This is a genomic window from Stenotrophomonas sp. GbtcB23 (genome assembly GCF_019091045.1).
Classification (GTDB): domain Bacteria; phylum Pseudomonadota; class Gammaproteobacteria; order Xanthomonadales; family Xanthomonadaceae; genus Stenotrophomonas; species Stenotrophomonas rhizophila_A.
Window position 1 is genome coordinate 1 of record NZ_JAGXKC010000075.1, and the last position, 6,518, is coordinate 6,518.

Sequence of the window (6,518 nt, forward strand, 5' to 3'; positions counted from 1 at the left end):
GGCGCGCCATTGTGGGCCGACAGATCCTGCCCAGCTATATCGGACAGGCACTTTTGTGAGGCGTACCGCGTATGTTCCATGATCAACGCCGAGCGACCTGCAAACCGTTTCCCGCCGAAGCGCTTCGAGCCTATGACCATTCCCAGCTCAAAGGGCATGTTGAAGCGCGGCAGCTCGTTGAAGGCATCCAGCTGGACTGCGGATAGATCATGAATACTGTATTGCGACTCTCTGATCAGGCGGGTGATCTTATCCATTCGAACTTCAGAGCCATCCCCAGCCTCCAGCGCCGATCGAGGCAAGAACCCACATAAAAGCACCGTAAAGATCGCGCATTGGAACAGGGGCCGGAAGTCATCGGTGAATGGGCAGTTGATGAAGACGTGGTTCGCGCAGTTCGCGTCAATCCCTGACGTAATCATAATTCCGACTATTTCTTTTTCATGACTGAGAAGACAGCACTGATTCGCTGCGCTTTGGTCAGGCTGCATCCATAGACGCGGAATTTTCTCAGAGGGAACGTGCTGGTGTGTCCTCGCACTGGCCCGGCCAGTTCAAGAGAGGATTTCGGCGCCGAGGCCTTTCGCCTTGACGCCGGCGCTTCCGCGCGCGCCTTGGCACCTGACGTAGAAGGCGCTGCAGTCGCTTCGCGTGCAGCATGCTTTGCTCTGCGGGCAGTTGCACTCGCAGATGACGATTGGGTGGTCGGACTACCTGATGTCTTTGTCATTGTTCGCCCTGCTTCGGCGTGTAAGCCGAGGTTTTTCGTTCCGAGAATTGTACGTTCACCTGTAGCGATTCGGATCGCGAGATCGCTGTAATGTGCGGCTAGTCTCAGCTATGAACGATGCTGGTAGTGTTCATTGCCTATCAAGATGGACTGGAGTGCGCACAGCCTTTCGATACGCCACTGATGGCATGTCGGTTACGCCAGCTTGATCAACCGAGAGGATGATGACGCCCGGCTTTGTCTCAACATACAACCGGGTACCCGGTTCGATGCCGAGAGCGTGAATCCATAGCCCGCGCAGCTTCAGGCAAGGAATGGGTGGGCAGCCGGGAAACGTCACCAGGCCATCGTGATGGAGCGCGTTGGTCATGACGCTCTTGGGCTTGCGCCACCAGAGCTTTTGACTGGCGACTGCGCTGGAAGATGCGTCGGTGGAATGGCTGGACATGGTGGAACCTCCGTTAGGGAACTTCCCTCGCCGGGATGGCGAGGGAGTCGGGAGGTTAAGAACCGCGTAAGCCGGCGCGACGTATTTCCGCGAAGGTGTTGTATTTCGTCACCCTCCCGACATGGCACGTCCAAACTGCATCGTCTTACGGGAGTTCTTACGCTCCGAGGTTCAACCATGTCGCGGACGTGAGCATAGCGGAAGATGTTTTGATCTTTCGATTGGCCGCGTTTGATCGGCACCATCTATACGTGGCATGGAATGGGCCGTTTGCGCGCAATTCCGTGCGGTGCGGCGTGTTTTCTTCGGCACCGGATCACAAGTGCGACGTTCAACGCGTCACAGGCGTGCATTGCGGGAATTCCGAACGCGTGACGCATTCGGCGCACGGTGCGCGATCAAGCGCGCGTCAGCGCAATCCAGCGGTAGCCCACGTAGACGCCAACCGCGACGACCGGCCCAAAGCTCATCCACAGCGGCAGCTTGAGCACGAAGACCATGATGCTGCCGGCAGCCAGCGCCAGGATCGACAAACCGATCACCCAGGCATTGAACACAGCCGTATCCGCTGCATCCTCACTCCACGAGTTCGCCCCCCGACCATTCGCAGCGCGCTGCCGGCGAAGCACCCAGATGTCGGTCACGAAATCGACAATGCCTTCCAACAGGTCACCGATGAAGCCAGACATGGTCAATCCTTGGACGGCAGGCTGAATACGCCGATCTTCAAGGCTGCCCACTGGCCCGTCAAGTGCCCCACCGGGGCAGGCGTACACCCACCTGCCCCGGGCCTCCCCCGCCGTTGTGTCAGGGGCTGTCGCGGCGGATGCCCAGCGCGACGGCTTCGGTATAGGAAATCTTGAGCAGGTCGCCGCGCTTTACGCTGGGCAGCTTGGCCCGCAGGTCCTCGCGCTCCACCGCGATGATCTGGGTGTTGCCGCGCGGCCCTCGCAGCGCAATGGTGTTGGCCACCGGGTCCACGGCCGCCACCTCGGTGACGATCTCGATGGTGTTCGAACGCGCCCCACCCGGCGTGGCGCCGCGGATCGGCACGGTACCGGCCTGCGATCTGGTCACGCCGACCGGCGCGCTGCCTGCCGGCTGCAGGTCCAGGGCGACGGCGGCCTGGTAATCCAGGGTGACCTTGTCGCCCACCTTCAGCTGGTTGAAGTTGCGCACGTCGGCGCCGGCGATGAAGTCCAGGCTGCCTCCGTCGGCACCGGTGACCGTCACCGCGCGGGTGCGGGCATCGATGGCGGTGATCTGTCCCTGCAACGTCACCCCGGCAGAAGCCGCTGTCATGGGGCCCGGCAACGCCCGGGGCGCAGGCGCTGAAGGTTCAGCAGGCGGCGGAGTGCTTTGGCACCCGCTGGTGGCGAGCGCTGCAACGATGAGCGTGACGGAAGACGAACGTGCCAGGAAGCGCATGTGACTCTCCAGAACAGGGCGGGCGGCGGATGCAGTGCTATTGCATCAGCTGCCCTCCCCCTGCGCCCCCGTACAACTACTGTGCCCTGTCCAGAAAACATACCGTTTCCGGGCGAGGGCTCAGCTCCTGCGCATCAGGATCATCTTTTCCTGCGACATATCCCGCATCGTGTACGGGATGCCGCCGGTGCCATAGCCCGATTCCCGGCGGCCGGCAAACGGCATCCAGTCGGTGCGGAAGGCGGTGGGGTCGTTGATCATCACGGCCGAGGCATCCAGACGGTTGGCCGCGCGCATGGCCACGTCGATATCCTGGGCGAAGATGCTGGCCTGGAACGCGGTGGGCAGCGAGTTGGCGCGTGCGATGGCCTCGTCCAGCTCGCTGTAGCGATACACCGCCACCACCGGCCCGAAGATCTCCTGCGTAGTGACTCTCGCGTCATCGGCAGGATTGAGCAGCACGGTGGGCTGCAGCGTGGTTTCGGAAAGGCGCTTGCCACCGGTGGCGAGGGTCGCCCCACCCTTTACCGCCTCATCGATCCATTCGGCCACCCGGTCGGCTTCGCGCGGCTGGATCAGCGGACCTACCTCGGTGTCCTTCAGGGTGGGGTCGCCGGTGCGCAGCTTCTCCACACGTGCGATGAGGGCTTCGGTGAAGTCCTCGGCAATGTCGTTGTGCACGAAGATGCGCTGGGTGGACACGCACACCTGGCCGGCGTGGTAGTAGCCGCCTTTGACGATGGGCTCGATGATCCTGGACAGGTCCGCGCTGCGGTCCACGATGGCCGGTGCCACGCCGCCATGTTCCAGCGCCGAGCGTGCACCATGGGCCAGCTTGGCGTGCAGCGACCAGCCCACCCGCGCCGAGCCGATGAAACTGAGGAAGGCCACGCGCTTGTCGGTGGCCAGCGCTTCGGCCAGTTCGTTGCCTTCCGGAATGAAGCTCTGGCACCACGGCTCCGGCAGGCCGGCCTCGTGGACCATCGCCACGAACTCCAGGCAGGACAGCGGCGTGGTCGAGGCCGGCTTGATGATGACCGGGCACCCCACTGCGATGGCGGGGGCAACCTGGTGGACGATGAGGTTCAGCGGGTGGTTGAACGCCGAGATGGCGGCGACGATGCCGAGCGGCTCTTTGGTCGTGAACGCCCAGCGGTTCTCCGCCGCTGCCGACAGACCCATCGGGATTTCGCGGCCGGCGAAGTTGCGCAGTTCATCTGCAGCGTTGTGCACGCCATCGATGGCGCGGTTGGTTTCGACAATGGCATCGGGCAGCGGCTTGCCGCCTTCGCGCGCGATCTGCATGGCCAGGTGGTCACGCTTGGCTTCCATCAGCGCTGCCAGCCTGCGCAGGATGGCAATGCGCTGGTGCGGCTTGAGCCAGCCGTCGCGGTCCTTGAACACGCGTTCGGCATTGCCGAGCTTGCGCTCCAACGCGGCGGCGTCATCGAACGGAACGTCCTGGATGGGGGCGCGGTCGAAGGCTTGTACTACGGTCAACATGTGGGATTCCTTGTATTCAGTGGTCAACGGTGGCGGTTACGCGCAGCCCACATCGGGGGTGCGGTTGCGCAGCTCGTCGACCAGTACGCGGGTGTTTTCGGAGTAGTCGATCGGCACGTCCAGCAGGTGCACGCCACCGCCGGCAAAGGCGGCTTCGATCGTGGGCACCAGCGCTTCCACCGAGGTCACCCGACTGCCCTTGGCACCATAGGCTTCGGCGTAGCGCACGAAATCCGGATTGCCAAAGCGCATGCCGAAATCTTCAAAGCCATCCACCGCCTGCTTCCAGCGGATCATGCCGTAGGCGCTGTCATTGAGGATGATCACCACCAGGTTCAGGCCCAGGCGCACGGCGGTTTCCATCTCCTGCGAGTTCATCATGAAGCCGCCATCGCCGCACACGGCCAGCACGCGCCGGTCGGGGTACAACATCGAGGCCATCATTGCCGACGGCAGGCCTGCGCCCATGGTCGCCAGGGCGTTATCCAGCAGCAAGGTGTTGGCCACGTGGGTGCGGTAATTGCGGGCGAACCAGATCTTGTACATGCCGTTGTCGAGACAGACGATGCCGTCTTCCGGCATGGCCTCGCGCACGTCGTGCACCAACCGCTGCGGGGTGACCGGGAAACGGTCCTCCTCGGCACGGTCGTTGAGGCGCGACAGGATCTTCTGGCGCAGGTCGACCATGCCCTGGTCTTCGGACACCTTGCCTTCCAGCCGCTCGGCGAGGCCATCCACGGTGGCGCCGATGTCTCCGATCACCTCGATATCCGGGTGGTAGACCTGTTCGACCGTGGCGGACTGGAAGCCGATATGGATCACCTTGGGCCCGCCCTTGCCCTTCATCAGGAACGGGGGCTTCTCAACGGTGTCGTGGCCGATGGCGATGATCAGGTCGGCGCGCGCCACGGCCTCGTGCACGTAGTCGCCTTCGGAAAGCGCAGCGGTGCCCATATAAAGGTTGGAGCCGCCGGTCACCGCGCCCTTGCCCATCTGGGTGTTGAAGAACGGCAGCCGGGTGCGCGCCACGAACGTGGAGAGCGATTCGGTCAGCCAAGGGCGACTGCAGGCCGCGCCGATCATCACCAGCGGACGCTTGGCGGCCAGGATCGCTTCCGCGGCCCGGTCGAGCGCGGCGGCGTGGGCGATGGGGCGCTCCAGCGGGTGGACCGGAATGACTGGAACGTCGTCCACTTCCTCGCCAGCGATGTCCTCTGGCAGCTCCAGATGGACCGGGCCCGGCCGCTCTTCCATTGCCACGCGGAAGGCATCCCGCACGGTGGCCGGGATGGCGGCCGCGCTGACGATCTGCCGGGTCATTTTCGTGAGCGGCTTCATCGAGGCCACGATGTCCACGATCTGGAACCGGGCCTGCTTGGCGCTCATCACCGCCTTCTGGCCGGTGATCAGGATCATCGGCCAGGCGCCCAGGTGGGCGTAAGCCGCGCCCGTGGAGAAGTTCAGCGCGCCAGGGCCGAGGGTGGCCAGGCAGACGCCCGGCCTGCCGGTGAGGCGGCCGTGGGTGGCGGCCATGAAGGCGGCCGCCTGTTCGTGCCGGGTGAGGACCAGCTCGATGCTGGAGTTGCGAAGGGATTCCAGGAAGTCGAGGTTTTCCTCGCCCGGAACGCCGAAGATGCGGTCCACGCCCTCGTTTTCGAGTGCGGCGACCAGCAGGTCTGAGCCCTTGGGCATTGCGTCGATCCTTACGGTGGTGAACTCTGGGGAGTTCGGTGCCATGGGGAAACGTGATGTGCGACGACTATACGCCCGGGGCCGTGTATGACCGTCTGAATGACGGTGTCACGACGCAGGATGGTGAGGTCCATCCCCGGGGGGTTGTTTTTCAGCTGCCCAGCGCCGCAGGTCTGATTAATTGACGCGACGCTCACAGGCTTCGGCGCGGTGCGGTCACACAGACTTCGGTAGCGTTGCGCGTACACCTGCCGGGACACCCCCCCATGCCTTACGCAAGCGCTTTTCCAGCCGTACAAGGCTCGCTTCTGGTCGTTGAAGACGACCGCGAGCTGGCGGGACTGATGCAGGACGTACTCAGAATGTCTGGCTATGACGTAGTGCACGCCGGATCCAGTGCAGAAGCGCTGACCTGCCTGTCCAGCGAGCGCCGGATCGAAGCGGCCATCCTGGACTTGTCTCTCGCAGATGGAAGCTCGCTGCCGGTGGCTGACCGGCTGCGTTCAAACCGTGTTCCCTATGTGATTGCGTCAGGCAGCTCCTGCAACGTGCCCGATGAGCACCGCTGGGCTCCGTTCTTCTCCAAGCCCTTCCCTATCGCGGCGTCGATCAATGCCGACGGGTCCTGCCGGCACACGGGAGTGCCGTGGCCACAGCGATTACTTGACGGCATGGTCCTTGGCGAAGACGCTACATGGCGCGATATCACCTTCTATG

7 protein-coding genes are annotated in these 6,518 nt (G+C 63.5%); 1 reads left to right on the plus strand and 6 read right to left on the minus strand.

Annotated elements, in window-relative coordinates:
• The 6 genes from KVS69_RS17450 to KVS69_RS17475 form a co-directional block, all read right to left on the minus strand.
• The coding region (locus KVS69_RS17450) for a hypothetical protein (protein ID WP_217539192.1) at positions 1-257 on the minus strand (257 nt) is incomplete at its 3' end.
• 603 nt (positions 258-860) lie between these two features.
• The gene (locus KVS69_RS17455) at positions 861-1,178 is read right to left on the minus strand and encodes a hypothetical protein (RefSeq protein ID WP_217539193.1); all 318 of its coding nucleotides are present in this window, start codon (positions 1,176-1,178) and stop codon (positions 861-863) included.
• Positions 1,179-1,576: 398 nt separating this feature from the next.
• On the minus strand, positions 1,577-1,867 hold the full coding sequence (locus KVS69_RS17460; protein ID WP_217539194.1) for a hypothetical protein: 291 nt from the start codon (positions 1,865-1,867) through the stop codon (positions 1,577-1,579).
• 118 nt (positions 1,868-1,985) lie between these two features.
• The gene (locus KVS69_RS17465) at positions 1,986-2,480 is read right to left on the minus strand and encodes a hypothetical protein (protein WP_217539196.1); all 495 of its coding nucleotides are present in this window, start codon (positions 2,478-2,480) and stop codon (positions 1,986-1,988) included.
• Positions 2,481-2,726: 246 nt separating this feature from the next.
• Positions 2,727-4,109, minus strand: coding sequence for an aldehyde dehydrogenase family protein (locus tag KVS69_RS17470; RefSeq protein ID WP_217539198.1), 1,383 nt, complete (start codon positions 4,107-4,109; stop codon positions 2,727-2,729).
• A 36-nt stretch (positions 4,110-4,145) separates the two neighbouring features.
• Entirely contained in the window at positions 4,146-5,801 is a 1,656-nt protein-coding gene (locus tag KVS69_RS17475) for an acetolactate synthase large subunit (RefSeq protein WP_217539201.1), read from the minus strand.
• 266 nt (positions 5,802-6,067) lie between these two features.
• On the opposite strand from KVS69_RS17475, the gene KVS69_RS17480 reads away from it, so the two are divergent.
• Positions 6,068-6,518, plus strand: a 451-nt coding sequence (locus tag KVS69_RS17480) for a response regulator (RefSeq protein ID WP_217539203.1), incomplete at its 3' end; no start/stop codon positions are given.